The 26233-nt window shown below is 44.4% G+C and carries 26 protein-coding genes; 16 read left to right on the forward strand and 10 right to left on the reverse strand.

The features are described 5' to 3' along the window. Nucleotides 1-17: 17 nt before the first annotated feature. The 9 genes from FDP09_RS04490 to FDP09_RS04530 all read left to right on the forward strand — a co-directional run bounded on the left by FDP09_RS04490 (nucleotide 18) and on the right by FDP09_RS04530 (nucleotide 9044). Nucleotides 18-620, forward strand: coding sequence for a carboxypeptidase-like regulatory domain-containing protein (locus FDP09_RS04490; protein WP_373289252.1), 603 nt, complete (start codon nucleotides 18-20; stop codon nucleotides 618-620). 146 nt (nucleotides 621-766) lie between these two features. Beyond that, a complete protein-coding gene (locus FDP09_RS04495; protein ID WP_229683395.1) occupies nucleotides 767-1099 on the forward strand; it encodes a hypothetical protein in 333 nt (110 codons plus the stop codon). Between the two features lie 105 nt (nucleotides 1100-1204). Then, entirely contained in the window at nucleotides 1205-4171 is a 2967-nt protein-coding gene (gene secDF / locus FDP09_RS04500; protein ID WP_137401510.1) for a protein translocase subunit SecDF, read from the forward strand. Between the two features lie 276 nt (nucleotides 4172-4447). Then, nucleotides 4448-5113 carry a hypothetical protein gene (locus FDP09_RS04505; RefSeq protein WP_137401511.1) on the forward strand — a complete coding sequence of 222 codons (666 nt, stop codon included), beginning with the start codon at nucleotides 4448-4450 and terminating at the stop codon, nucleotides 5111-5113. A gap of 205 nt (nucleotides 5114-5318) precedes the next feature. Then, nucleotides 5319-5726 carry a hypothetical protein gene (locus tag FDP09_RS04510; protein ID WP_137401512.1) on the forward strand — a complete coding sequence of 136 codons (408 nt, stop codon included), beginning with the start codon at nucleotides 5319-5321 and terminating at the stop codon, nucleotides 5724-5726. 185 nt (nucleotides 5727-5911) lie between these two features. Beyond that, nucleotides 5912-6472: a hypothetical protein gene (locus FDP09_RS04515; protein ID WP_229683396.1), complete on the forward strand. Its 561-nt coding sequence runs from the start codon at nucleotides 5912-5914 to the stop codon at nucleotides 6470-6472. A 1-nt stretch (nucleotide 6473) separates the two neighbouring features. Next, nucleotides 6474-7232, forward strand: coding sequence for a sensor histidine kinase (locus FDP09_RS04520; protein ID WP_137401514.1), 759 nt, complete (start codon nucleotides 6474-6476; stop codon nucleotides 7230-7232). A gap of 153 nt (nucleotides 7233-7385) precedes the next feature. After that, the gene (locus tag FDP09_RS04525) at nucleotides 7386-8012 is read left to right on the forward strand and encodes a response regulator transcription factor (protein WP_137401515.1); all 627 of its coding nucleotides are present in this window, start codon (nucleotides 7386-7388) and stop codon (nucleotides 8010-8012) included. Beyond that, a complete protein-coding gene (locus FDP09_RS04530) occupies nucleotides 8013-9044 on the forward strand; it encodes an oxidoreductase (RefSeq protein ID WP_137401516.1) in 1032 nt (343 codons plus the stop codon). It begins immediately after the preceding gene. Between the two features lie 136 nt (nucleotides 9045-9180). On the opposite strand, the gene FDP09_RS04535 is transcribed toward FDP09_RS04530, so the two are convergent. Together FDP09_RS04535 and FDP09_RS04540 are read right to left on the reverse strand one after the other, a co-directional pair. After that, nucleotides 9181-9606, reverse strand: a complete 426-nt coding sequence (locus FDP09_RS04535) for an SRPBCC domain-containing protein (protein ID WP_137401517.1) — start codon at nucleotides 9604-9606, stop codon at nucleotides 9181-9183. Between the two features lie 61 nt (nucleotides 9607-9667). Then, nucleotides 9668-10258 carry a Crp/Fnr family transcriptional regulator gene (locus FDP09_RS04540; RefSeq protein ID WP_137401518.1) on the reverse strand — a complete coding sequence of 197 codons (591 nt, stop codon included), beginning with the start codon at nucleotides 10256-10258 and terminating at the stop codon, nucleotides 9668-9670. 120 nt (nucleotides 10259-10378) lie between these two features. Here FDP09_RS04540 and FDP09_RS04545 point away from each other — a divergent pair, with 120 nt between their 5' ends. Beyond that, entirely contained in the window at nucleotides 10379-11440 is a 1062-nt protein-coding gene (locus tag FDP09_RS04545) for an META domain-containing protein (RefSeq protein ID WP_137401519.1), read from the forward strand. Nucleotides 11441-11626: 186 nt separating this feature from the next. On the opposite strand, the gene FDP09_RS04550 is transcribed toward FDP09_RS04545, so the two are convergent. The 7 genes from FDP09_RS04550 to mtgA form a co-directional block, all read right to left on the reverse strand. Next, nucleotides 11627-11938, reverse strand: a complete 312-nt coding sequence (locus tag FDP09_RS04550; protein WP_137401520.1) for a hypothetical protein — start codon at nucleotides 11936-11938, stop codon at nucleotides 11627-11629. Nucleotides 11939-12324: 386 nt separating this feature from the next. Continuing rightward, nucleotides 12325-12636: a hypothetical protein gene (locus FDP09_RS04555; RefSeq protein ID WP_137401521.1), complete on the reverse strand. Its 312-nt coding sequence runs from the start codon at nucleotides 12634-12636 to the stop codon at nucleotides 12325-12327. A gap of 342 nt (nucleotides 12637-12978) precedes the next feature. Then, nucleotides 12979-13518 (reverse strand): hypothetical protein, encoded by a 540-nt coding sequence (locus FDP09_RS04560; RefSeq protein ID WP_229683397.1) that lies wholly within the window; start codon nucleotides 13516-13518, stop codon nucleotides 12979-12981. A 118-nt stretch (nucleotides 13519-13636) separates the two neighbouring features. After that, nucleotides 13637-14272, reverse strand: a complete 636-nt coding sequence (locus FDP09_RS04565; RefSeq protein WP_137401522.1) for an SGNH/GDSL hydrolase family protein — start codon at nucleotides 14270-14272, stop codon at nucleotides 13637-13639. A gap of 85 nt (nucleotides 14273-14357) precedes the next feature. After that, nucleotides 14358-15947: an ATP-dependent DNA helicase gene (locus FDP09_RS04570; RefSeq protein ID WP_137401523.1), complete on the reverse strand. Its 1590-nt coding sequence runs from the start codon at nucleotides 15945-15947 to the stop codon at nucleotides 14358-14360. A 133-nt stretch (nucleotides 15948-16080) separates the two neighbouring features. Further along, nucleotides 16081-17412, reverse strand: a complete 1332-nt coding sequence (locus tag FDP09_RS04575; RefSeq protein WP_137401524.1) for a Gfo/Idh/MocA family protein — start codon at nucleotides 17410-17412, stop codon at nucleotides 16081-16083. Nucleotides 17413-17777: 365 nt separating this feature from the next. Next, nucleotides 17778-18464: a monofunctional biosynthetic peptidoglycan transglycosylase gene (gene mtgA / locus FDP09_RS04580; RefSeq protein ID WP_137401525.1), complete on the reverse strand. Its 687-nt coding sequence runs from the start codon at nucleotides 18462-18464 to the stop codon at nucleotides 17778-17780. Between the two features lie 142 nt (nucleotides 18465-18606). On the opposite strand from mtgA, the gene FDP09_RS04585 reads away from it, so the two are divergent. Further along, nucleotides 18607-20055, forward strand: coding sequence for a methyltransferase RsmF C-terminal domain-like protein (locus FDP09_RS04585; protein ID WP_137401526.1), 1449 nt, complete (start codon nucleotides 18607-18609; stop codon nucleotides 20053-20055). Between the two features lie 61 nt (nucleotides 20056-20116). Here FDP09_RS04585 and hflX read toward each other — a convergent pair whose 3' ends face one another. Further along, on the reverse strand, nucleotides 20117-21382 hold the full coding sequence (gene hflX / locus FDP09_RS04590; protein WP_137401527.1) for a GTPase HflX: 1266 nt from the start codon (nucleotides 21380-21382) through the stop codon (nucleotides 20117-20119). A 240-nt stretch (nucleotides 21383-21622) separates the two neighbouring features. Here hflX and rfbC point away from each other — a divergent pair, with 240 nt between their 5' ends. The 5 genes from rfbC (at nucleotide 21623) to FDP09_RS04615 (ending at nucleotide 26206) form a co-directional block, all read left to right on the forward strand. Then, entirely contained in the window at nucleotides 21623-22174 is a 552-nt protein-coding gene (gene rfbC / locus FDP09_RS04595; RefSeq protein WP_137401528.1) for a dTDP-4-dehydrorhamnose 3,5-epimerase, read from the forward strand. A gap of 1 nt (nucleotide 22175) precedes the next feature. Then, a complete protein-coding gene (locus FDP09_RS04600) occupies nucleotides 22176-22919 on the forward strand; it encodes a tyrosine-protein phosphatase (RefSeq protein ID WP_137401529.1) in 744 nt (247 codons plus the stop codon). After that, nucleotides 22916-23875, forward strand: a complete 960-nt coding sequence (locus tag FDP09_RS04605; RefSeq protein WP_137401530.1) for an NAD-dependent epimerase/dehydratase family protein — start codon at nucleotides 22916-22918, stop codon at nucleotides 23873-23875. The genes FDP09_RS04600 and FDP09_RS04605 overlap by 4 nt, the downstream gene beginning before the upstream one ends. Before the next feature lie 122 nt (nucleotides 23876-23997). Further along, a complete protein-coding gene (locus tag FDP09_RS04610) occupies nucleotides 23998-25404 on the forward strand; it encodes a tetratricopeptide repeat protein (RefSeq protein WP_137401531.1) in 1407 nt (468 codons plus the stop codon). A gap of 31 nt (nucleotides 25405-25435) precedes the next feature. After that, nucleotides 25436-26206 (forward strand): phosphosulfolactate synthase, encoded by a 771-nt coding sequence (locus tag FDP09_RS04615; protein ID WP_137401532.1) that lies wholly within the window; start codon nucleotides 25436-25438, stop codon nucleotides 26204-26206. Nucleotides 26207-26233 lie beyond the last annotated feature (27 nt).

The raw sequence follows: 26233 nt of genomic DNA on the forward strand, positions 1-26233 counted from the left end.
TCTTTTTTTGCTTTGTACTGGTCTTTTTGCTAACGGCAAATGCACATGCCCAGGACACACAGGAAAAAAAAGTAGTACAGCTGTCAGGAATTATCCTTAACGCCGACAGTACCAGCGCTGTTTCCGGTGTGAACGTCTATGTACCTCGCAAAGGCCGTGGGACCAGTTCCAACCAATTCGGTTATTTCTCACTGCCCGTGGCAGAAGGTGATAGTGTGGTTTTTAGCTTTGTAGGTCTCAAAAACCAGGCATTCAAAGTACCTGCAAAGGTAGCGAAAGATAAGCTCAGCCTTATCCTCACCATGGCTCAGGATGAAATTGCGCTTGGAGAAGTCGAGGTGATGCCTTACCCTACCGAAGAGGAATTCAAGCAAGCGGTATTGGCTATGAATGTCGAAGAGATCCCGCTTGACCGTGGCAATCTTAGCCCTCAAATGCTCCTTCGATGGGCTGAACAGATGCCTGCTTCTGCCAATGAAAACTTCAGGACCTTCCAAAGTGGCCAAATGCAACAGCTTCAGGACCGTTATGGACCAAGATCTTTCCCACTGCTCAATCCATTTGCTTGGGCTGAATTTATCAAATCCATCAAGCGAGGCGACCTGAAAAATAACGACTAATATCTTCCAAACCCTATTTTATCGTTCTGACGACAGCGAAGCACATAACATTTTTTCTCAAAAAATGCTTTTGTTTCAAAAATTAGCTACATTTGCTGTCTATGAGCGGCAATAAAGGCACAAATCGAAATATAATTCACGAAAGGATGACCGTCCTTTTGGTGGCTATTTGCTGCTTTATTATTTCCAATTCACAGTATTTTTTGAGTTCGACCGAAAAGTCATCAGATGGTGACAACATCGAATACTCCCAGCATTCTGGGGATGATGATCAGGACAATCAAACATTTTTGGATGTTGCTACTGACGCCGTGATGGTTCCATTTGCGAGTTTGGTGGCAGAAAGCACAATGAAACTGATCTATGAAATCATCGGCTTCGAAGAGCAACGCGCCATACCTCAAGCGACGATGGCACGATATCCAAGTCATTTTTTGGAAGTACTGTTGGAGCAGATCGTGGCTCCCAATGCACCGTAAAGCTACTTTTTCATTCCGCTAGCAGCAGCGCCACACCGCTGCTGATCATTCTCTATTGAATTTCAATCAACATTATTAATTATAGTTATTTCATTTAATTAGATCATGCAAAACAAAGGGATCATTGTGTTTTTGACAGTGATTGTTACAGCCTTGTGCTTGTACTATCTGTCATTTACCTACGTTTCGAGTAACGTCCAAAAGGACGCGATCGCCTATGCCACAGACGCAGAGGGCAATCTTGATTTCGCCAAAAAACAATCTTACCTGGATTCGATCTGGCGAGAGCCGGTTTACAACTTTCTGGGTATCGAATACACCTTTAAAGAGGTAAAGGAAACCGAGCTTGGGCTTGGATTGGACCTTCAAGGCGGTATGCACGTGACCTTGGCGGTTTCGCCAGTGGAGATTGTAAAAGGCCTTGCCGGTAACAGCAAGAACGAAGCATTCAATGCCGCCGTGGACGAAGCGGAAGAATTGTCAAGAACTTCCAATGAGAAGTTTGTGGACTTATTCTATACTGCTTGGAAAGAAAAGTCCGGCAACAAGCAATTGAACACCATCTATGCTACTGCTGCCAACCGTGGCAGGATTTCTTTGGAATCTTCCGATAGTGAAATCCTCAGCATCATTGATGAAGAAGTAGAAAATGCCATTGACCGTTCTTTCAATATCCTGAGAACGCGTATTGACCGATTTGGTACTTCCCAGCCAAACATCCAACGGATCCAAGGTACAGGCCGAATCCAGATCGAGCTGCCAGGCGTGGACAATCAAGAGCGGGTAAGAAACCTGCTGCAAGGAGTGGCAAAGCTGCAATTCTGGCGAGTGGCCGAGATCAACGAATATGGCGATGCGCTTCAGCGGATCAATGCCGCATTGATCGCCGAGGCCAAAGCTAACAAGTCCACTTCTGCTTCATCAGAAACCGACACCACCGGTGCGGCATCGGACACGACCATGACCGACTTGGAGCGACAGCTTGCTGAAGGTGGTGACGAGACGGACTCGCTCTCCTCGGAAGTTTCTCCGCTTTTCTCACTGTTAAAAGCCAACTATGGGCTAGTTTATGATGTAAAAGACACTGTTACCATCAATAGAATCCTTAACAGGGAAGACATCAAACCACTGCTTCCTCGTGGACTGACCTTCATGTGGTCGGTGAAGCCGCGTGAAGTAGAGGGTGAAGAGCTACTAGAACTCCACGCAATGGAAACGCCAAGAGGCACAGAACAAGCTCCTCTGGAAGGTGATGTGATCACAGACGCCAAGCAGGTGCTGGACCAAAGCTCCAATCCTGCGGTAAGCATGAGCATGAATGCTGATGGTGCTAGAAAATGGAGAAAAATGACTGCCGAAAACATCGGTAGAAGAATTGCGGTGGTACTGGACAACTATGTCTATACCGCACCTAATATCCTTGGTGAAATTCCAGGTGGCCAATCAGAAATCACCGGTAACTTCACCATCGAAGAGGCCAAGGATTTGGCCAATATCTTGAAGTCAGGTACGCTACCTGCACCAACCAAGATCGTAGAAGAAGCGATCATCGGCCCCACATTGGGCAAAGAAGCACAGGCACAAGGGATCAACTCCATGGTAGCCGGCTTGGTGATCGTGGTATTGTTTATGATCGCCTATTATGCTAAAGGTGGTTTTGTGGCCATCGCAGCATTGGTGTTCAATATCTTCTTTATCCTGGGAATTCTTGCCCAGCTAGGTACTGCCCTTACGCTACCGGGCATTGCAGGTATTGTACTGACCATCGGGATGTCCATTGATGCCAACGTATTGATCTTCGAAAGGATCAAGGAGGAACTGGCTGCTGGTGCGGGCTTATTACAGGCTATTACGAGTGGTTATAACAAGGCTTTCAGCGCCATCCTTGACTCTAACGTCACGACATTCCTGACCGGCGCTATCCTATATGCCCTTGGCCAAGGCCCTGTGAAAGGCTTTGCGATCGTATTGATGATCGGTATTGCTTCTTCCTTCTTCTCTGCGGTATTTATCACCCGAGTGATCGTGTACTGGATGAGCAAGAAAGGTGAGCAGAGCAAAATCTCCTTTGCCTCGCCATTTGCCAAAAACCTGTTCAGCAACCTGAACATCGACTTCTTGGGCAAGCGAAAAGTAGCCTACTTGATATCTACAGGAATCATCATCATTGGTCTTGCCTTTGCTGTGATCAACGGACTGAAGTTTGGTGTGGATTTCACAGGTGGGCGATCTTACATTGTGGAATTTGCCGAGCCAGTAGCTGCATCTGAGCTAAAAACCGGTTTGGACAAATCCTTTGATGGATCTGTAGAAGCCAAAACATACGGCTCCAATAATGTCGTCAAGATCACCACTTCTTACCTTATCAATGATGATTCTGATGAAGCCAATAGCGAAGTAGCGACCAAAGTCCGTGAAGGCATCGCTGACGTGACAGGTTTTAGCTTCGTTGATGATATCGCCCAAATGGATGATACTTCATTTACCATCACCGGTTCATCCAAGGTAGGAGCTACCGTGGCCGATGATATCAAGAACTCTTCCATGGAGGCCATGTTCTTTGCACTGGTAGCGATCTTCCTGTACATCCTCTTGAGGTTCCGTAAATGGCAGTATTCATTGGCCTCTATCATTGCCCTGGCACACGATACATTGTTTGTGGTCGCCGCTTTTGCGATTGCCAGTGCTTTCGGAGCGACCTTTGAGATCGACCAAGTATTCATCGCCGCGATGCTGACCGTGATCGGTTATTCCATAAACGATACGGTGATCGTATTTGACCGTATTCGGGAAAACATCTCTAACCGCGGCACTTCCAAACTGGTAAGGATGTTTAATGATGCCATCAACCAAACCATGGCCAGAACACTGATCACTTCTTTCACTACCATGATCGTGGTGATTGTATTGTTGGTATTTGGGGGTGAGGTGCTGAGAGGATTCTCTTTCGCCTTGTTTGTGGGAGTATTGGTCGGAACTTACTCTTCCATTTACATCGCCACACCGATTGTCGTGGACCTGATGAAGAGAGAGATCGAACAAGAAAAAGAAGAGAGCCAAAAAGTAGCATAATCGAGCCATAGGCTTTATAATATCAAAAGCACCCTGCCGAAAATGCAGGGTGCTTTTTTATTATCCCGGGACTTTCCCAAATCACACAAAAATCTTCATCATTTTTACAGTTGTCTTGATGACCTCATTCACTTTATACCCTACAGTGATGGGCAAAAATACCATGATCACGGTATTTACCCCTAATTATTAAGCAATTACCTTAGCATATTGGAAAAAATCACATATTAATCTGTTCTCAATTCTTTGGTATAGGTTTAATGTAGGGAAAATTTTATGAGTCAAACCGCATATTTGGGAGTCATTCTTTGTAGTTTAGTGGGAGGAGTGATTTGCTATTTCTATAACAAACCAACGTACAAATCTACCCACAAACTACTATTGATTACTCTCTTGTTCGTGTTTTTGTTGGAAGCAGTAGGGGAATATACCGCCAGCAAGCAAATCAATAACCTCTTGCTTTACAATGTCTGTTGGATATATATAGAGTCTTATCTTATCGTTTATTACTTCACCTTATTGGAGCACCGAAAAAAGCTTAAGCGGCTGTATTTTGTACTCTTTGGTGTCGCTCTGATGTGGGGATTATATAATTCAATGGTCATTCAGCCCATTCAGGCTGTATTCCAATATTATAGTTTGCTTCCCATGGGTTTGCTTATTATTGGATTGTGTGCCAGGTTTTTCTATAGTGTCATTCGCCTGGAAAAATACCCGCAAGCTGACTTGCTGAGCATCCCTCATTTATGGATCGTGGCATTTATTACGTTCTTTTATACAGAAGCACTTACCTTGTTTGGGTTCATGGAGTTTTATGCTGCCGCCAACATAGAGATTATCGTGGCCTGGACCAAACTGAACAGGATAATAGCAGGGGTGATGTACCTTTCATTTGGGCTGGCCTTTTATACGCCGCACCTTTTTGAAGAGAAATACGCATAATCAGAAGCATTATCACTCTAGGTAAACGGATGTCTGCCGCAGGCATAAGAAGTACCAGCTATTTATATGAGGTCATTTAAGTAAGATAATTCATGGATCATCCGTGCCATGACAGATCACCGGACCAGGCTTTATAGTGAAGATCTAACAGAAAAGGTATAATTTTCAGGAATCATTAATTTATCACCTATAAACAAATACTAAAATGAAGGATAAGAACAAGCTAACCAAAAAACAGTTTAAAGCTGTTACGAACAAATACAGGAGTGAAATCGGCAGCGGCAAGCCTGGTTTGGGCGTAAAAGGTGAGATCACCGACCAAACCCGATGGATATGGTTTGATAGAGAACTGATTGAAAAAGTGCTGAAGCAAACCGATGAGACCACGGGAGGTATCAAGTTTTATTTTGGTGAGTACGACGAGAGTTTTACAGAATCGCTTGGGAAGGATTATGTCGGCAGAATGATGCTGGCAATGGTACCCTGCAACGAAGGAGACCTGGATAAAAAGTCCGCAAACGACAGGGGGCTGGAGGCATTTGCATTTAAGGAAGGTGATGATGAAGAGGAAGATGCTGAAAATGGAGGAAGAATCTGCCCGCCAAATTGCTAATCTGATCAAAATTTCTATACCATTGAATTGCCTGTATTTCGGGCAATTCTTTGTTTTCATGAAGGTATTAATACTATTTTTTTATGGGATTTAGTGTCTATTTAATTTGTATTCTCTTAGGGTCAATCACCTGCGCGGGAGTTTTTTTCCTTCGTGACCTCCAATCAAAAAGCTCTTCCTATAAATTGCTTTTTGCGTTACTGCTTACCGTATTGGTATTTGAGTATGTGGCTAACTATTTGGTAGAAAGCCACCACCTGCCCAATTTGGTCGTGTACAATGTCTTCTTTGTCTATCTGGAGACCATCTTTATTGTCCTGTATTTCTATCGCCTGATGACGCGAAAGGGCAAGCGACGGATCAGAATTGGCTTGATCGGTTTTATAGTCGTCGGCCTGATCAACAGTTTGTACTTTCAGGATATTATGGACAAATTCCAAAACATCAGCTTTGCAGTGGCCGTGCTGCTCATCTTGTCTTGCTGCATCTGGTTTTTTTTCGATATTTTCCGCCTGAAGCGGTACCAAAATGTGAACATCCTCTCCGTGCCTGAGTTTTGGATCACCACGTCCATTCTATTTTTTTATAGTTCGGGTTTTGTATATTTTATGCCCATCCCGTATTTTGACACCATGGAGATGCAGTTGCTTGAATTGCTGGGAAATGTAAACCGTTTTTTGGCTGGTTTGATGTACCTTATATTTGGGTTTGCCTTTTATGCCCCCTTGATATTTAAAAATGAGTAGTATGAGTTACGAGCCTACCCAGATATTCTTCATCGTACTCAGTGGGATTATCCTGATGCTCCTGATGAGTGGGTTTATTATCGTAATGGTATTGCTCCACCGGCAGCAGCAACTGCGCAACCACCAGAAAATGGACAGCCTTAGGGCGGAGTATGAAAAGACTATGCTAAAGGTAGAAAAAGAAATCCAAGACCAAACGCTTTCCTTTATAGGCCAGGAACTTCACGATAATCTCGGCCAGATTTTGTCTCTTACCAAACTAACCCTGAACAGTCCGGACGAAGAGAGCTTCTCAGAAGGAAAGCGCTTGATCAATCACGCCATCAAAGAAGTACGCTCTCTGTCCAAACGGCTCAACCTCGACTGGGTAAAAGAAGTAAAGCTACAGGATTTTATCAGCAATGAACTGCAAAAAATAGAAGCCTCGGGCTTTTGCAAAACGCAATTTGAGACAAATGTAGAAGCCTTAACACTAGATCAGGATAAAAAACTCGTACTGATCCGAATCATCCAAGAATGCCTGAATAACATCATAAAACATGCAGAGCCTTCCGTGATCTACATTTCGCTAATGGAGAAAAATGATGCCTTAAGCGTAACGGTGAAAGATAATGGAAAAGGCTTTGACGCAGAGGACAAGTCCAAAGGAATGGGACTGCACAACCTAAAATCCCGTATCGAAACGATTGGCGGAACATTAAATCTCTCGTCCATCATTGGAATCGGAACAGAAATCAAACTTTTATTGCCGTTTGAATAGATAAAAGTTAAATTAGAATCGCAAACACCCTTAATTCGCTTGAACTGATCCCAACCAATGGTATTTTCCAGATTTTAAAGGAAGATGGTGGTATTATTCTTTTAAGCGGGCAAGTTTGTAAAACCGAATTCAATAGACCTCACCAACTGAAAAATGATTCGCGTAGTTTTAGCTGATGACCATAAGATGTTTGCCAAAGGCATTGCCAACCTCCTCCAAAAAGAAGAGGACATCGAGGTAACAGGTGTTTTTAGTAATGGCAAGGAGCTAGTCGAGTTTTTGAAAAACAAGGAAGTGGACTTGATCCTCACCGATATGAACATGCCAGGAATGGATGGTCTGGCAGCCATCCAACAGATCAGGAAGAATAAAGTCAAATCCAAAGTAGTGGTGCTGTCCATGTACGATGACGAAGACATTTTTAAAAAATGCCAAAAGCAGGGAATCGATGGCTATGTGCTAAAAGACGCGGACCCGGATGAATTGGTCTATACCATCAGAGAAGTCATCAACGGCCATCATGTGATGCATTTTCAGCGCGTGCTAAAACAAGTGGATGAGGACCAATATTATGATTCATTCAAGCAGAAATTCAAACTTTCCCGCAGGGAACTGCAAATACTATCCTTGATAAAAGATGGACACAGTAACCAGTCCATCGCCGATGAACTCTTTCTGAGCATCTACACCGTCGAGACCCATAGAAAAAATATCCATCATAAACTTGGCGTAAACACAGTCGTGGAACTGATGAAAAAGGCCTTGGAAATGAATCTGTAAATGACAAAACCTCTCAAAACAGGACTTGTAGGATTTGGGAAAGTCGCCCAGACCATGCATGCTCCTTTGATCCACCAAGAACCTTTGCTGGACCTGACCGCAGTAGTGGAGCGGCACCACCACAAGTCAAAAGAAAAATATCCCAACGTCACGGTTTACAAAAGCCTAGAAGCGCTACTCGCAGAAGCGGAGATAGACCTGATCGTCATCTGCACGCCAAACGAGCACCATTTTCCCCAAGCCAAAATGGCCTTGGAAGCTGGCAAGCATGTGGTGGTGGACAAACCTATCACCGTATCCTCAAGCGAAGCTGAAGCCCTTGTGGCCTTGGCCAAAGCCCAAGGAAAGCTGCTTTCTGCTTTCCAAAACCGACGATGGGACGGAGATTTTCAGACCATTGTCAACCTCCTCGAAGAAGGCACCTTGGGGAGGATCGTTCATTTCGAATCGCACTTTGACCGCTTCCGACCTGAGCCAAATCACAACTGGCGAGAAAAGCAAGTCCCTGGAAGTGGCATCCTCTATGATCTGGGAGCACACCTGATCGATCAGGCATTACTGCTTTTTGGACAGCCTACTTGGGTGTATGCAGAAATATTAAAACAACGCAAAGGTGTCGAAGCAGATGATTTCTTTGACCTTACGCTGATGTATCCCGAGACCAAGGTCAGGCTAAGTGCCAGCATCCTGATGAATGCCCCGTTACCAAAATTCTTGGTGCTCGGCGAAAAGGGTAGCTTTAGCAAATACGGCTTGGATGTCCAAGAAGCGGCCTTCAAGGCCGGCGTGCTTCCAGGTAGTGACCAATGGGGAGTGGAAAGTCCCTCTAGCTATGGAAACGTTTACCTCGCCGAAGAACAGTATCCCATCCCCACCATAAATGGCAACTATTTGGCCTATTATGAGAACATTGCTGAAGCCATCCAAGGAAAAGCGGCCCTGAAAGTAAAACCTGAAGAAGCCATCCAAGTCCTAAAGATCATCGAAGCCGCCCAACAGAGCCACGCTGAAGGAAAACGGATTTATCTCTAATCAAGATTTCGAAACAGGAACGCAAAACAGCCAATTGTTGGGAATGGCATATCCAAGACTTTAAAGGCTGCTTTCGCTTCTGTAAAAAAAGGAATATGGATTGGAATAGCAGCATTGGCATGAAACTGGCCTAATATTACCGTCCAAACCTGCTTTCCACTCGCTCTTTAAGGGCGTTGTTCATCGCTTCAAAGCCGTCTTTAGTCGTGGTCCGGAGCTGTTTTTTGAATAACGGAACCAAGAGTCCGCTGAAGGTTTCGGCGTGGACAAATAAGGTAGTGTCATTATTGTAAGGATGAAGCTCAAAGCTGTGCTCACCATCAAAAAGCCCGTTTAATAGCAACTTTCCTTTCCAGCGGAATTCACTGAAAGGCCTTATCGTCAGGATTTTAGGAGCAAAGGTCATTCCGGGTAGTTTTACCTTGATCCTATTACCTTCAGCCATCTCACCGGACAGGGACGTTACAAAAGGATTCCACTCAGGATATTTATTGGTCTCCATTAATACTTCCCAGACCTCCTCGGGTCTGGCGTGAATGTGAATGCGGGTAGTTATTTTCATGATGCGTTCTTATTATCATCACAAATATCAGGAGTAACCCGCAAGATCATCTTGATCTAGATCAAGAAGTGTGATTTCTACGAATTCGGCTGAATGTTTCAGGGGTCATTCCGATCATTGAAGCCAAGAAGTGTAAGGGCACTTCATTGAACAAGGCTTGTTTGTATTGAAAAAGCTGATGGTAGCGTTCCTCAGCGGTCAAGGACAAAAAGCCAAAAATGCGGTCCTCCAACGTGATAAAGCACTTGGAAATAAACAGCTTCTCAATTTCCGGCCACTGCGGAATCGTCTCGGAAAGCGAACGGTATGCTTGTTTTTTGATGGTATAGAGCTCACATGCTGATATGGCCTGGATGTGGCGACGGGCGGCTTTGCCAAAAACCAGACTACCCAGATCGGCGGTAAATTCCCCTTTGGAACTGATCCACTGGGTGACTTCCTTACCATTTTCCGCCGTTTCGAAGATCCTCAGGTAGCCGCCTTTAATAAAGCTGAGTTTTTCACATGGCATTCCAGTTTGTGCATAAAAATCCCCTTTCTCCAGTGTCTCCAGCTGAAACAGATCCGCCAACTTTTCAAGTTGGACGGATGTCAGTGAAAAGTAGTTGCTGAGGTAATTTTTTAGCTCAATCTTGGCTTCATGTGCTGGCATATCTGTTGGCGATTTATGGATGAAATATACGGTTTTTATAGTTTTTCTTAAAAAGGGCGTGATCGGAGTAGCATATGGTCTGCCTTTTGCGTAGAAGTAGAAACGACAAACAAATTTGTTATGAAGCATTTACTTTATGGAAGTTTTTTAAGCCTTGTGCTATTGAGCTCATGTACCAAAGAAAAGCCTGAATTGCCTTTGGGCACTTTTTATACCGTTTTGCCTTGTGCTGACTGTCCGGGGATCAGCTATGAACTACATTTGAAAGGCGATTCGAGCTATACCGAGAAGATGGTGTATCAAGAAAGGAGTGAGGAGGTCTCTGAACATAGCGGCCGTATTTCCTTCCAAGACGACCAAATTTTGGCATTGGACAAAGAAGAAAAGGAAGGGATGCGTCTATTTAAAATCCATGGCGATAGCCTGCAAATGCTGGATATAGCGGGCAAGGTCATCGAAAGTCCATTTGCAGACCGCTATTTCTTGACAAAGGAAAAACCTGAAGAATTCAACATGAAACTTAAGGAGAAGTCCTTTGTGGGCTTTAAAGCTCGGGGAAATGAACCCTTCTGGTCTTTGGAGATGGATTTTAACAAACAAATGGTATTCACCCCTATGGATGGTGAGCCGCTCATCGCACCCATTCCAAAACCGGTAAGGCCGCAGGATGTAAATGCGGTCAGTTATCGGGCAAAGACAGAAAAAGGAACCCTTCACGTGACAATTTTTCGTAGAAAATGCCAAGATACGATGGCTGGAGAGGAATTTGGTTATGAAGTAAAGGTAAGCGTCAAGCATGGCAATGACGGTGAATTTCGCGATTATACAGGCTGTGGGGATTATCAAGGAGATTATCGCCTAAATGACATTTGGGCGCTAGAAACCCTTAATGGTGAAAAACTTATCAAAGACGGAAAGAATCCCAACTTGGAGTTTAACCTAATGGAAAACCGCTTTTTTGGATTTGGAGGATGCAACAGGATAAATGGTGAAATTTCCATTAAAAAGCAACAAATCAAGTTCTCTAAAGTAGCTACGACCGAAATGGCTTGTCCAAATTTAAAGGCAGAAGGAATCTTCATGCAGCACATCACCGACCAATCTTACAATTTTAAGATCGACGGACTAGAACTGACCCTTAGAAATGATCAAAATGTCTTGGTCTTCCGAAAAATTGATTGAGTTTCCAAACTAGCCGTACAATACGCCAGGACAAATCCTTTTCCTTCCTGCCCTTAAACTTTTTAAGGGCCTGGTGGTTGCTAGCGGACAAACCCATAATTGGTTTTGGTAGGGTGATTCGGATTTCAGGTTAAACCCGTTTTATCAATGTTGTTTAGTTAAGGGGATTTCCTTCTTTTTATATACCTAAAAGTCCTTTTTTTGATTGACTTTGGCTGGGGAAACCTGATCATCCTGGTGGATTTTATCCTTTTCCTTTTTTCCATTGATGAAAAAAGAAAGAAAAAAATCTAGGCCGGTGGTCTGCCTTTTAAAATGGAACATGGATTTACCCTGCGACGTGGATCCTTCACCCATTTTAATTTCCACCCGATGGCTACGACCTAAAAGCGAGTGGGTCTCGCTGTTCCACGACGCGAGCCAACTCACTTTCTTAACGGCCTCCACCATCGGCTGGAAAACAGGCATACCAAGGGCCGTAATAAGGAAGCGATACATTTTTGGGACTTATTAACTGAATCCGCCTTGCAGGTATTGGGCGTTAAGAAATTAAATAGCGGGTGGGCAAAAAGGCAGGCTTGTTTGACGAAAGGCTGCCCAAAAAGAATGTTGGCGGCTAGAAAAGGAGGAGTTTGCCTGCATGAGGGGAGGTTTTAATTTTAGGCCAATAGCTGCACACCTGTGCGCCGTGGCGTAGCGGCGGGGTTTTTTGGTTACTTTTTTGACCTGAAGCAAAAAAGTGACAAAGGTAAAGAGGTGAAGACCATCTTGGAATTTAGCAAGAAAAACAATAGAACCAATATTTCCAGATACACACTAACTAAACGACATTAAATGCGGGTTCAATGCCGTTTAGTTAAGGGGATTTCCTTCTTTTCATATACCTAAAAGTTCTTTTTTTGATTGACTTTGGCTGGGGAAACCTGATCATCCTGGTGGACTTTATCCTTTTCCTTTTTTCCATTGATGAAAAAAGAAAGAAAAAAATCTAGGCCGGTGGTATGCCCTTTAAAATGGAACATGGATTTACCCTGCGACGTGGATCCTTCACCCATTTTAATTTCCACCCGATGGCTACGACCTAAAAGCGAGTGGGTCTCGCTGTTCCACGACGCGAGCCAACTCACTTTCTTAACGGCCTCCACCATCGGCTGGAAAACAGGCATACCAAGGGCCGTAATAAGGAAGCGATACATTTTTGGGACTTATTAACTGAATCCGCCTTGCAGGTATTGGGCGTTAAGAAATTAAAATGCGGGCGGGCAAAAAGGCAGGCTTGTTTGCCGAAATACTACCCAAAAAGAATATTGGCAGCTAGGAAAGGAGGAGTTTGCCTGCATGAGGGGAGGTTTTAATTTTAGGCCAATAGCTGCACACCTGTGCGCCGTGGCGTAGCGGCGGGGTTTTTTGGTTACTTTTTTGACCTGAAGCAAAAAAGTGACAAAGGTAAAGAGGTGAAGACCATCTTGGAATTTAGCAGAAAAATAATAGAACCAATATTTCCAGATACACACTAACTAATCGGCATTAAATGCGGGTTAAAAACGCTTACAAAAACCCACCGCCAAGTTATAGGTATTAAAACCTTTTTTGATATCAAGGGCAAAGGTAGGGATCAGCTCCCACTGCTGTCCAATATCCACGGAATATTCGGTTCCTATTCTAAAAATGGGCAAGTTTTCATGCTTCTCTAGCTCAATGCCTCCACCTCCAAAAACCGCCCAATGCTCCATCAGTTCATAATTCGCGATCAATGCAAAAAGCATGGATCGCTCACGCTCTAAGTTTTCTTCCCTAACGATGTAATGCTCCAATTCCCAGTCCCACATCACACCAATTTCCCAGCGATCATGTACTTTTCTGAAATAATCAAACCCAATGGCGGGCACAAAAAAACCTCCTTCAGATTCCTTATCATCTAAATCATCACCTTGCGGAATCCACGTATAACCTAACGAAAATACTACCCTGTTAAGTGTAGTGGTTTCTTCCTCTGGTTGAGTATCCTCTTGTGCCATAGCATGGCCGGCAAAAAACATAAAAAGCAAAATGAGAGAAATGGGGAGCTTTTGTATCATAATGGCGGATGTTAGGTAACACGTGAGATTGTTCGATGATCTCTAAATTAGCTATTTACCCGCTAAAATTCAGTCAAAATATCTATTTGACTACGCTATTGGATAATTCTTTGCAAACTTATAATGGAAGGCCTTCCCTGATCAAGCGGGCGATTTCCATCATGCCAGTATCACCGGGATGACGCGCCACACCTTCATTTTCATATTCTCCCAAGGCCATGTTTACATCATCTTCACTTAAATAAGTAATATCGATTAGGAACCAGTTTTCCTTATTGGCAGCCCATCTTAATTGCTCGTTCATGACGGGATTGGGCCAGAAGGTAGTAGAAACCACCACCTTGCTTTCTTGATCTTTCTTCAGGTAATTCACAAAGCTGATCAATGCCTCTCCAAAATTATGATCTTTTACTTGATCAGTGTTGACATTTTCGCCAAGGCGTACGATGACCATGTCTGCTCCAAACCCCTTGAGATCGGCATATTCCGCATAATCCAATGAAGAAAAGTAAACCTCAAAAGGATAGACATTTTCTCGGATAACCTGAACATTGGGATTATGATTTTCCAGGGATTTTTTAAGGATACTGAAATAGTCCTTTTCTGGACTACTGGCTGCCATTCCCCAACTATTGTTCCAACCAATATCTGGAGCAGGTGGATGGTAAGTGATGCTATTTCCTATGACAAGTACCTTGTTAATGCGCTTTTGGGGCGGTGTCTCTTCATCACAAGATGCACTAATCAATAGCAATAAAAAGGTAATAAAATTTAATACCGAGCGAGATGTAAAGGAGAGTTTCATTATTTGGATGAACCCATTTAAGCTTCAAAATAAACTAATTTCTACAATAAAATCGATCTTCCAGTGCTTCTTTTAACCTGAGGAATTGTTGCCATTTTTGGTAGCGCGTCACATCGTGAATGTTCATGACTTCATCAAACATCTGCTGGGCGACTTCATATTGCCCTTTTCGGAAAGCCCGAAATGCGTGCTTAAGGAGCTGCATAGCACGTGCAAGCTCCAGCTCCTGTTCGATCTGGTCGCTACCAAGTCGCTGACGGCTAAACTCAAGGCTTTCGGGACTTACTTTGACACTAAATTCCCTAATGGGAGATTTGAGTACCACGCCATTCAGGGTCGTGCACCTACTGAGCGCTACATACGCCTGCCCGGCCTCAAAAGACCTGCTGATGTCCAATATTGCCCGGTCAAAGGTAAGCCCCTGACTCTTGTGCACTGTAATCGCCCAAGCGAGTTTTAGGGGAAACTGGATGAATGTGCCGATTACCTTGGCGTCCAGGTGTTCTTCCTCTTCATTATAGACGAATTCCACGTTCTCCCACACTTCCCGATGAACTTCATAGATAAAACCACGGCGGTCTTCCACTTCTATCATCTCATCCTTCATTTTGGTGACTTTTCCGATCATGCCATTATAGTACCTGGCATCAGGATTATTACGCATGAAGATCACCTGTGCCCCGATCTTAAGCGTAAGGTCAATTGGGTCGAAGGGTGCCATGTTTAGCGGGAAATCATCTTTGATTTCCGCTTTGTACGTTCGGGGCTCCTTTTTGAGCTCACCCAATTTCCGTTGGTTGATCTCAGCAATGGTGGCATTGTGCGTACCGATCAGGATATATTCTTCGTCCAACAGGTCAAAGCGGTATTTTTTGGCGGTTTCATTCAAAGTCCTGATGTCCTCAGGCGTATGGTCACTTCCCCTGATACGATTGAGAATGGCTTTAAATTGCTCGTCCTTCTGACGATAGATTTTCTGTAGCTCAATGTGCAAGGGCTGCAAGGCCTGAAAAGCATGGGAGCTAAAGAAAAACCTAGAGCTATAATGCGGAGAGAGGTGTTCCCAGTCCGTATGCCTGACCACGGGTGGTAGCTGGAATGGATCACCGATAAAAATCATCTGAACCCCTCCAAAGGGCAAGTGCATCTTTTTGCGGTACACACGTAGCAACTGATCTATGACATCCAGCAGCTCCACACGCACCATGGACACCTCATCAATGACCAGCATATCCAGCCGGTTGACCAGATCACGGTGCTTTTTGCGGTACTGGAACTGCTCAAATATATTGAGTCCTTTTTCTTTCTTCTTTGGCTGTAACCTTGGATCTCCCGGCAAAAATAGCTGGCGGGGATCGATCTTAAAAAAAGAATGAATGGTCTTGCCTTTGGCATTGATGGCCGCCACTCCCGTAGGAGCCACCACGGCCATGTTTTTGTCTTGGTTGAGCTTGCGGAGGGTATGTAGAAAGGTGGTCTTTCCAGTCCCGGCTTTTCCGGTAAGAAACAAGGATTTATCCGAAAAAAGCGCTACTTCCAGTGCATGGATAAAAGCTTCGTTATCGGTGTCCAGTCCTCGAGCAGAAAACTCTTGGTAAAGATATCCTTTGATCGAAAAAGCCATAACCAAAGTTAAGGAATGAAATCCGAAAAATACCCAACAGTCACTTTCTATCACTGAATGGCCACAAAAAACAAAAGGGAGGAACTGGCTTAGTCCTCCCTTTTATCGACATGGCAATTATCTTACTTTGATTTTAAAACTCCCTGTATGGAGCATCCAGCAATTCGTTCACTTCATCTTCCTTAAACCGGGCTTTTTCTGCATCCCAGTGGAGGGTCTTGTTCGGGAAGCGCCCCGCCAAGGTGCCCAAAAGGATCGTCTCTGTTAACCTGGCAGCATAGGAAAAAGGAGCACTACACTCATCTTTACCCAGACAAGCATCCACAAACTGATGGTAATGCTTCTTGCCTTCGCTGGCATAATCCCTTACTGGCTCACCCAAATGCTCTGTTCCGCTTAAATCCAACTCTTGGTATTCATTGTCCACGATGAGCTTGGGCAGCTGCATAAAATGGGGAAGGAGTAATCTGCGTCCATCTTCGCCGATAAACATGGCTCCTTGGGAAGGCAGTTTGTCTCCATTGGGGAGCTTCAGGTCCTTGTGCTTGGCAGGAGCGCCCGGGCCATCAGACCAAATCCATTTTAGCGTGTCAGTGGTATGTGCAGTTCCGGGAAAGACATAGGTCACCTCGTTGTTTTCTGGAAACCCAAAACCGGTCGGCTTTCGGCAATTGTTCTTGATCGTCATGGGGACATCCAGCTCTAGGGCATTATAAGGGGTGTCAAAGATGTGTACGCCCATGTCCCCTAAAGTGCCACAGCCAAAATCCAGTACTTTTCTCCAATTGCCTGGATGGTAATAACCTTCCTTATAGTCCCTTTCTGAAGAAGTCCCCAGCCAAAGGTTCCAGTCCAGATTAGACGGAACAGGATCCGATCCCTCTGGAGCGGGACCATCAAAACCCCAGTTTTTTGGTGACCAAGCACGCACGGTTTTTACTTTTCCGATAATGCCGCTTCTGATCAAATGGGTGGCCAATTGATAGTCATAAAATGAATGGACCTGAATGCCCATTTGGGTCGTGATATTATTTTCAGCAGCAAATTTGTTCATCGCCCTGGCCTCGGAGACATGGTGGGTCAATGGCTTCTGGCAATAGACAGATTTACCATTTTCCATGGCCATCATGGAAGCCGGCGCATGCGTATGATCGGGAGTAGAAACCACTACCGCGTCGATAGCATCGGACATTTCTTTAAACATCTCTCGGTAGTCTGCATACACCTTGGCTTTTGGATGCATGGCTTTGGCGGCAGCAAGGGCATTCTTATCCACATCGCAAAGCGCCACTACATCTACCAGTTCATGACTGGAAATGGCCTTCAGGTCTTCCATGCCCATATTGGATACGCCGATGTGTGCTGTCCGGAGACGCTGGCCTTTGGCGAGGGACCAAACTGACCCTGGAAGCATGGAAACGGCGGCCAAAGCTGCCGTATTTTTGAGAAATGTTCGTTTTTTCATGAAACAATGAATTTATGTGTAAGCTGTATTATTATCTAATTATTTAACTTTTATACTATCAAACCCAAGATACAAAAAAAAATAACTTAACTGACTTCTATTAGTATAAGTATTTGATTTTTCAGGGTCAGATGGTTTTTAACTTCTTCAAGCATCGGTATTAACGAATGTATTCATCAAATATTCAACGAAAGTAATACGGCTTTTATCAACCCATCCCCTAATCTAATTGGTGAAACTTGGCTAAAATTCCTGAAAAGGCAACAACCGAACCCTTCATTTATGATTAGGAACTACAGAAATTATCCCATGCCCCACTGCCCTTCGTGCAAAGGCATTTAAAAGGACCAAGTCATCTCTAGGTTCTATTTTCCAAACCCCACAGGCTTTAGGTTGTTCATGTTTCTGAGTATCCAAGCCTGACGCTTGTAATTGTAGGCAGTAGGGCGGGCTGGTGACCAGCGCAGGGGATTGGGAAGTACTGCTGCGATCATCGCGGCCTCCTGACGGCTGAGCTTGTCCGCCGATTTATGGTAAAATGCTTGGGATGCCGCCTCCACACCATAAATCCCGTCTCCCATCTCGATGACATTGAGGTAAACTTCCATGATGCGCTCCTTGGACCATAATAGTTCTATGAGCAGGGTAAAGTATGCTTCTAATCCCTTCCGGACATAATTTCTTCCCGGCCAGAGAAATACATTTTTTGCTGTTTGATTAGAAATGGTACTGCCACCACGGATGCGCTTGCCAGACTTATTCTCTTCCATTGCTTTGTTTATGGCTTCCATGTCAAAGCCAAAATGATCCAAAAACTTTTGGTCTTCGGAAGCCACCACTGCTTGTGCCATATGCTTGGAAATTCGTTCCATCGACACCCAATCCTTCTCCAGGTTCACATTCCGTTTTTCATCTGAAGCCTGTTCTACTATTCTGATGACCATAAGTGGCGTGATGTACACAGGAACAAACTTGTAGATCAAAGTCATCCCGATGGAAATAATAAAAAACCAGAGAACAAGTTTCCCGATAAACCGCCCAATTTTTTTCATAGAAGTAAACTGAAAATTGACCTACAAATTACGGTTATTTCTTGAGGTATCAAGGAGGGAATTATCCGGGTTTCAATACGACCGCTCCTAAGGTGCAAAAAAACCAAAATTCCTATATTTGCATTCGCCAAAACACCTAGCTATGACCAATCAAGAAACACCCAAACTTCCAGAAACTTTCGAGCAGCAGATGGCTTCCCTCTTGGAAGCCAACGAATTTGCGCGTTTTAAAGCTGCATTATTTACACCCTGCAAGTCATCCATCCGGATCAACCCCAGAAAAAAAGCCCCCTTACCCCATAACACTTCTCCAGTACCGTGGAACCCACACGGCCACTTTTTGCCCCAACGGCCAAAATTCACCTTTGATCCGCTATTCCATGCAGGTGCATATTATGTACAAGAAGCCTCTTCCATGTTTATCGGACATATTCTAAATCATATCAAGCCCCCGAAGGATGGGGTTTATCTGGACTTGTGTGCTGCTCCAGGAGGTAAGAGTTCCCTTCTAGCAGATTATATTGGGGACGAAGGCTTGCTGGTGGCTAATGAGGTCATTAAGACCCGCGCCAGCATCCTGCGGGAAAATATGATCAAATGGGGCCTCGGCAATACGGTCGTGACCAACAATGATCCTTCTCATTTTGGGGAACTGGAAGGGCTTTTTGATGTCGTACTGGTGGATGCCCCTTGCTCTGGAGAAGGGATGTTTCGAAAAGATGCCCAAGCCAGGGAAGAATGGTCGCCCGAAAACGTCAAATACTGCGCGGCTCGCCAGCAACGCATTCTAGACCAAGCCGGAGCCCTTCCCGGCTCCGGCGGCTACCTGATCTACAGTACCTGTACCTTTAACGAACAGGAAAATGAGAATATGATCCGGTTCATCACTGATGAATTTGCCTATGAGTCGGTACGTATCCCGCTGGATCCGGCGTGGGGAATCGTGGAAACAGAAGCAGACACGGAATGGGGGACTTTTTATGGATATCGCTTCTTCCCTCATTTGGTTTCAGGGGAAGGTTTCTTTATCACTGTCTTGAAAAGACCCTCTGATGCCCCATTCCAGCAACCAAAAAAAATGAAAGACCTCAAACATGTCCTGCTACAGCGTACTAACAAAGCAGAAAAAATGCTCCTCAGGCAGGAACTTACGCTGGATGACGCTTTTGATTTTTATAAATTAAAAAAGAGCTTTTTCGCAATCAAAACCACTTGGACCAAGCATTTTGAAGTCCTTGCTTCCACGCTAAACATCAAATATTTTGGCACGGAACTGGGAAAATTCAACAAAGACCAGTTTATTCCCACTCATGCTTTGGCTATAAGCATTTTGCCAAAAACCTTCCCTCGCCATGAAATTAGTTTAGAGGAAGCACATATATTTTTGAAAAAGGAAGATCTTACCCTCGATATCAGTCATGAGGGCTGGGTCATGCTTACTTACCAAAACCTTCCCTTGGGCTGGATAAAAAACATCGGCAACCGCATCAACAACTATTACCCCAAAGAATGGCGTATCCGTATGAAGATCATGGATAAAGAGGGTAATAATCGGGAAAATACAAATTGTAAAATTGTCCAATCTCCTTAAAGGTGTCAGGATCTGTCATCTTACCGACGCCAATTTTACAAAAATGTAATTTCCCAATCCCTTACTCCATATCATCAAACTGGGAAAGGTCATAGGTCTCCGACTCCAGATAATGAGGATAAATTTTCTTGTGCTGCTTTTTTACTTCACGTACAAGGGATTTTCTGAACACCTCGATGTTGGTGGCATCCTGTGCGGCCATAAATACCGGTTCGATGCCCATTTTCTTAGTGTACACCTCTTTAAGCTTGTTAAAATCCAAGTAATTGGCTTCTTCCACCTCCAGTTCGGACATGTTCATAAGCTCCTCTTCAGAAGGCATTTTAGGCACCAAATCGATTTTGTTAAAAACCAACAAGATCGGCTTATCTCCGGCTCCCAATTCATTTAGTGTTTGGGTCACTACTGAAATGTGATCTTCAAATCCGGGATGGGAAATATCCACCACATGCACCAAAAGATCCGCCTCCTTGATCTCCATCAAAGTGGACTTAAAGGACTCTATCAAGTGCGTAGGCAGCTTTCTAATAAACCCTACAGTATCGGAAAGTAAAAACGGAATATTTTCCAGCACCACTTTCCTCACTGTAGCATCCACCGTGGCAAAAAGCTTGTTCTCCGCCAGTACATCAGACTTGGTCACCAGGTTCATCAATGTGCTTTTGCCTACATTGGTATAGCCGACCAATGCCACGCGGACGATTCCTTTTCTACCTTTACGCTGTGTCTCTCCCTGCTTCTCGATCTTCCGCAGTTTTTCTTTGAGCAGGGTAATTTGATTGCGGATGATCCGCTTATCTGTCTCGATCTCTTTCTCTCCGGCACCGCCCCTAGTGGCCGTCCCACCACGCTGCCGCTCCAAGTGTGTCCACATCCTGGTCAATCGCGGCAAAAGGTACTGAAACCTGGCCAGCTCCACCTGTGTCTTGGCTTGGGCCGTTTGTGCCCGGTTCAGGAAAATATCCAGTATGAGCAATGAACGATCGTACACTTGCACCTTCAGTTCATTTTCGAGGTTACGCATCTGGGAAGGGGATAGGTCATCGTCAAAAATCACCATGTCCACTTCAAAGTGTTTCACATAGGCCTGAATTTCCTCAAGCTTTCCTGACCCCACAAAACTCCTGACGTCAGGCTTCTCCAATCGCTGGGTGAAGCGATAGACTTCTTTGGCACCGAGGGTTTCTGTCAAAAAAGCCAACTCATCCAAATGCTCCTCGACCTCTTGTTCGGATTGATTTTGTTTGATTAAGGCTACCAGCACCGCAGTTTCCTCCACAGGAGCGGTATCAATCAGTTTTTTTAATTTTCTTGTATATTTACTCATTCAGTTTGTTTCTGATCAGAAATTGTATTTTGATTCGATAATCTTACATTTATCGTAATTAGTTGATCATAATAGCGTTTATAATTGTTCAACGTAGATTACATTTAAGAAGTTATGAACACAAATGAAGTCATTTCCATTCGGCAAATTTCAAAATTATTTTGATGAAAATTAGTCTGCTAAGGAGAAAGAATGGAAATTTATGGCTTGTTTTTGAAAATCGACAGCAAATAAAAATAAATGGAAATACGAAATACACCCATCGAAGATGTTTTTGAACTCTACCCGAGGGTCTTTAACGATGCCAGGGGATATTTTCTGGAAACCTATCGTGAAGACCTTTTGGCAGAGAAGGGCATCAATACGCGCTGGGTACAGGACAATCAATCTTACTCTATAGCAGGAACGGTAAGAGGGCTACACTTTCAGCACGCTCCCCATGCGCAGGCAAAGCTCGTAAGGGTCATCACTGGTAAAGTTTATGATGTTTGTGTTGATCTGAGAAAGGATTCTCCTACCTTTGGCCTTTCCCATGGGGTGATCTTGGACAGCGCCCAACATAACATGCTTTATGTGCCTGAAGGTTTTGCCCATGGATTTTCTGTATTGGAAGATGCGGTATTTTCATACAAATGTTCCAATTTTTATAACAAACCCAGTGAAGGCGGCATCATCTGGAATGATAAGCAGCTGGACATTGACTGGAAAGTAGGGGCTCCGATTATCTCCGATAAGGATTTGGAGCTACCTTCATTGGAAGAATTTAAGCAGCAAACAGGAGGAGGACTGTAAGATGGGATTAATGGATTTGTTCAAAAGTTCGAAAAAGGCTGAACCCCTGTGCCTTGGGTGGATGGAAGTGGATATGCATTCCCACCTCATTCCAGGTATCGATGATGGTGCTGAAACTTTAGAAGAATCCGTGGCCCTGATCAAGCGACTCCAGGCCTTTGGGCTACGTAAGCTCATCACTACACCGCACGTGATGACGGAATTTTACAAAAACACACCTGAAATCATCTCTGAGGGGCTTTCTAAGCTACAGAAAGCACTCAAGGAAGAAAATATCCAGATCGATATAGAAGCAGCCGCGGAGTATTATCTGGATGAAATATTCGTAGAAAAAATCGAAAAGGACGAACCGCTCCTCACTTTTGGAGACAATTATATCTTGGTGGAAACGGGGTTTATGAACAGGCCGCATATGCTGCAAGAGACCTTCTTTGCACTGGAGACCAAAGGTTATAAGCCCATATTGGCCCATCCGGAGCGGTATCTTTATCTCCAGCAAGACCCGTCCATGCTGGAAACGCTCATCGAAAAGGGCATTTATTTCCAAATAAACCTGCTTTCTTTTACCGGTTACTATTCCAAGCCGGTAAAGGCCCTCGCCGAAAAGCTACTGGAAAGGAGATTGGTGCGCTTTGTAGGCACGGACTGTCATAATCACCGGTATCTAGATGCACTTGAGCGACTTACCGCCACCAAAAGCTACGCCACCCTGAAGGATTCCAAGTTTATGAATTCCCTCTTATGAAAATATTGATTACAGGTATCACGGGACTATTTGGCAGCTATCTGGCTCGGGAATTCAATGCAATAGGAGAAATCCATGGGCTCAAACGCCCAAGCAGCAGCACCAAGATCCTAAAGGATATCGAAGAGCAAATCACCTGGCACGAAGGAGATATCAACGACTATCAGTCGCTGCAAAATGCCTTTAAAGGCATGGACCTTATCATCCATGCAGCTGGACTGGTTTCCTTTTCCAAAAAAGATAAAAACCAACTGCTAAAGGTAAACTATGAAGGCACCACCAATGTGGTAAACGTCATGCTAGCACTCGGCATTAAGCGACTGGTGCATGTCAGTTCCGTGGCCGCACTGGGCAGAACTCCTGACCAGCGCATTGTCGACGAAAATCACAAATGGGTAGATTCCCCGTGGAACACACCCTATGCCATCTCCAAATACCTCGGCGAACTGGAGGTGTGGCGTGGAGTCCAAGAGGGACTGGAAGCCTTGGTCGTTAATCCTGCCGTATTGCTTGCCCGCCAATCAGAAACGCGCAGTAGTGCCGAAATCTATCGGTATGTGGCAGAAGGCAACCGGTTTTACCCAAAGGGAGACATTAACTTCATCGACATCAGGGATGCTGCCAGCATCACCTACCAACTCTATCGGGACAATCAGTGGCAGGAGCGTTTTATCCTCAGCAAGGGGAGTATGTCCTTTCAGGAATTTTTTGCCACCATGGCAGCCACCATGGACAGACAGCCTCCCAAAATTGCCGTCAATAGTTTTATGATCACCTTGGCCACCACTTGGGGTCAGATCAAGCAGCTTTTAGGTCGCAAACCGCTCCTGAACAAACAAACGGCCATGGTCGCCCAGTTACCCATAACCTTTGACAATCAAAAGGTTAATGAAACCACCGGGTACCATTACCGTCCGCTGAAGGAAACCTTCCGGTGGGCAGTGAACAAAAAATGAAAGGTTTTCGTTAACCCCAAAACAATTACAGGAATTCCAAAAGGTCCTAAAAATAATTTGATGTAGGCATTTGAGCTACCGATTAATTTGGTATCTTAAAATATAAATTCAACCCGACACACATGACTGGAGATTTTGATCACAACAGGGAAGAAGAGCGGGCATTGATAGAGCGGTTTGAAAACTCCCTAAAAGCCAACTTAGATCTTTTCTTTGATGAAGAAGAGTTGGAGGATATTATCCGGTACTATTTTGACACGCAGAAATTTAAAAAATCCCTCAAGGCAAGTAAAATTGCCTTGGAGCGTTTCCCTTTTTCCATAGAAATCAAATTGATGTACGGCCAGTGCCTGATCTTCAATGATGAACTGGAAGAAGGCTTGGAAGTGCTGGAAAACATTAACAACCTCTCACCAAATAACGAAGAGATCATCCTCGCCCTGTCCAATGGACTTCTCCTCAATGGCAGCGTAAGAGAAGCCATCCAGATACTCGAAGACTTCCTTCCGATGGCAGAGGATAAGGCGGAGATCTACTATTCATTAGGTAATTTTTACCGTGCGGAGAACAACACTGAAAAGGCCATTTTCCACTATAAAAATGCGGTAAAACTAAAAATCAACCATGAAGATGCCTTGTTTCAACTGGCGATGATCACGGAAGAGGAAGGTTCTTTTGATGAAATCCTGGAATTTTATCAGGAATTTATCGACCAAGACCCTTACAGCGCAGAAGCATGGTATAACCTTGGTGTGGTGTACAATCGTCTTGGGCGCTATGATGAGGCCATCAATGCCTACGATTATGCCCTCATCATCGATGACAGCTTTGCGTCGGCCTATTTCAATATGGGCAATGCACTGATGAATACCCAGCAGTACGAAAAAGCCACAGAAGCATACCTGAATACCATCAACAGTGAAGGGGCCAATTCTGAGAACTGCTGTTACCTGGCAGCGGCCTTTGAGAAGCTGGACCAGATGGACAAGGCCTTTACGTATTTCAAAAAATCGGCAAAACTTGACCCTGAATACGATGATGCATGGTTTGGGCTGGGCATGTGTATGTTAAAAAAGGATAAATTTTTCGAAGCGATCCACTACTTCAAAAAAGCCCTGAAACTGTCCAGCGTCAATGCCAACTACTGGGTAGGGCTGGCCGATGCAGAGTACCACCTTGGCAATCTCCAGGCCAGTTCGGAAGCGTATGAAGAAGCCATCAACCTAGAGCCCGGCCTGATGGAGACCTATGTAAACCTTTCCATAATTTATTTTGACCAAAACCGTTTTGAGGAAGCCATCGATGTTTTGAAAGAGGGAATCGATGAGCTCCCTGAGGACGCAGAGCTATATTATCGACTCGTAGTTTATCTTATAAAGACAGGTAAATACAAGGAAGCCTTTTCATATTTAGAAAATGCATTAACTTTGGATTTTGAACGACACGAAATTCTATATGAGCTGATGCCCGAAGTAAAGCATCAAAAGGCCATATACAAGATCATCGCTCAATACAAAGAAGGATTATAAGCCGAGTACTATTTACCTAAAATTTTAGAGAATGAATTACGTGCTGAAGAACGTACCCGTACGTACTGAGAAACCACGAACTACCGGATACACCATGGCTATGGACAAAGGTCTTAGCCTCAGAGAAGTAGATGATTTCATCGATTCCTGCGGAGATTTTGTAGATATTGTGAAACTGGGATGGGCTACTTCGTATGTCACCAAAAACCTTAGCCAGAAACTTCAGATTTACAAAGATGCTGGGATACCTGTCTATTTTGGCGGTACGCTATTTGAAGCATTTGTGATCAGGGGGCAGTTTGACGATTATAGAAAAGTATTGGACAAGTATGACCTTGCCTATGCGGAAGTTTCTGATGGATCCATTACACTCGACCACGATAAGAAATGTGAATATATCAACACCCTCGCCAACGATGTGACGGTACTTTCTGAGGTGGGCTCCAAAGATGCCGCCAAAATCATCCCGCCCTACAAGTGGATAGAGCAGATGCAGCAAGAATTGGATGCCGGTGCCTGGAAGGTCATCGGAGAATCCCGGGAAGCTGGGAATGTGGGGCTTTTCCGAGACTCCGGCGAAGTGAGGCAAGGACTTGTAGAAGAAATCCTGACCAAAATACCAGAAGAAAAAATCCTTTGGGAAGCTCCCCAAAAGGCACAGCAAGTGTGGTTTATCAAACTACTCGGCGCCAATGTAAATCTTGGAAATATCGCTCCAAATGAGGTTATTCCATTGGAAACAATAAGGCTGGGACTTCGGGGAGATACTTTTGATCACTTCCTCGATATGGCCAACGTATAGAATTAATCTTGGCGACTGCAGCGTACT

Origin of the sequence: Echinicola rosea (assembly GCF_005281475.1) — a bacterium.
In the GTDB taxonomy this organism is placed as follows: Bacteria; Bacteroidota; Bacteroidia; order Cytophagales; family Cyclobacteriaceae; genus Echinicola; species Echinicola rosea.

Excerpts from the sequence above, each read along its gene's own strand:
- FDP09_RS04535 (WP_137401517.1), bottom strand. The coding sequence starts at position 9,606 with ATGAAAATAACTACCCGCATTCACATTCACGCCAGACCCGAGGAGGTC.
- FDP09_RS04525 (WP_137401515.1), top strand. The coding sequence starts at position 7,386 with ATGATTCGCGTAGTTTTAGCTGATGACCATAAGATGTTTGCCAAAGGC.
- FDP09_RS04615 (WP_137401532.1), top strand. The coding sequence starts at position 25,436 with ATGAATTACGTGCTGAAGAACGTACCCGTACGTACTGAGAAACCACGA.
- FDP09_RS04510 (WP_137401512.1), top strand. The coding sequence starts at position 5,319 with ATGAAGGATAAGAACAAGCTAACCAAAAAACAGTTTAAAGCTGTTACG.
- FDP09_RS04505 (WP_137401511.1), top strand. The coding sequence starts at position 4,448 with ATGAGTCAAACCGCATATTTGGGAGTCATTCTTTGTAGTTTAGTGGGA.
- FDP09_RS04570 (WP_137401523.1), bottom strand. The coding sequence starts at position 15,947 with ATGGCTTTTTCGATCAAAGGATATCTTTACCAAGAGTTTTCTGCTCGA.
- FDP09_RS04540 (WP_137401518.1), bottom strand. The coding sequence starts at position 10,258 with ATGCCAGCACATGAAGCCAAGATTGAGCTAAAAAATTACCTCAGCAAC.
- FDP09_RS04530 (WP_137401516.1), top strand. The coding sequence starts at position 8,013 with ATGACAAAACCTCTCAAAACAGGACTTGTAGGATTTGGGAAAGTCGCC.
- FDP09_RS04545 (WP_137401519.1), top strand. The coding sequence starts at position 10,379 with ATGAAGCATTTACTTTATGGAAGTTTTTTAAGCCTTGTGCTATTGAGC.
- FDP09_RS04560 (WP_229683397.1), bottom strand. The coding sequence starts at position 13,518 with ATGATACAAAAGCTCCCCATTTCTCTCATTTTGCTTTTTATGTTTTTT.
- FDP09_RS04495 (WP_229683395.1), top strand. The coding sequence starts at position 767 with ATGACCGTCCTTTTGGTGGCTATTTGCTGCTTTATTATTTCCAATTCA.
- mtgA (WP_137401525.1), bottom strand. The coding sequence starts at position 18,464 with ATGAAAAAAATTGGGCGGTTTATCGGGAAACTTGTTCTCTGGTTTTTT.
- rfbC (WP_137401528.1), top strand. The coding sequence starts at position 21,623 with ATGGAAATACGAAATACACCCATCGAAGATGTTTTTGAACTCTACCCG.
- FDP09_RS04605 (WP_137401530.1), top strand. The coding sequence starts at position 22,916 with ATGAAAATATTGATTACAGGTATCACGGGACTATTTGGCAGCTATCTG.
- FDP09_RS04550 (WP_137401520.1), bottom strand. The coding sequence starts at position 11,938 with ATGTATCGCTTCCTTATTACGGCCCTTGGTATGCCTGTTTTCCAGCCG.
- FDP09_RS04520 (WP_137401514.1), top strand. The coding sequence starts at position 6,474 with ATGAGTTACGAGCCTACCCAGATATTCTTCATCGTACTCAGTGGGATT.
- hflX (WP_137401527.1), bottom strand. The coding sequence starts at position 21,382 with ATGAGTAAATATACAAGAAAATTAAAAAAACTGATTGATACCGCTCCT.
- FDP09_RS04555 (WP_137401521.1), bottom strand. The coding sequence starts at position 12,636 with ATGTATCGCTTCCTTATTACGGCCCTTGGTATGCCTGTTTTCCAGCCG.
- FDP09_RS04575 (WP_137401524.1), bottom strand. The coding sequence starts at position 17,412 with ATGAAAAAACGAACATTTCTCAAAAATACGGCAGCTTTGGCCGCCGTT.
- FDP09_RS04610 (WP_137401531.1), top strand. The coding sequence starts at position 23,998 with ATGACTGGAGATTTTGATCACAACAGGGAAGAAGAGCGGGCATTGATA.
- FDP09_RS04585 (WP_137401526.1), top strand. The coding sequence starts at position 18,607 with ATGACCAATCAAGAAACACCCAAACTTCCAGAAACTTTCGAGCAGCAG.
- secDF (WP_137401510.1), top strand. The coding sequence starts at position 1,205 with ATGCAAAACAAAGGGATCATTGTGTTTTTGACAGTGATTGTTACAGCC.
- FDP09_RS04600 (WP_137401529.1), top strand. The coding sequence starts at position 22,176 with ATGGGATTAATGGATTTGTTCAAAAGTTCGAAAAAGGCTGAACCCCTG.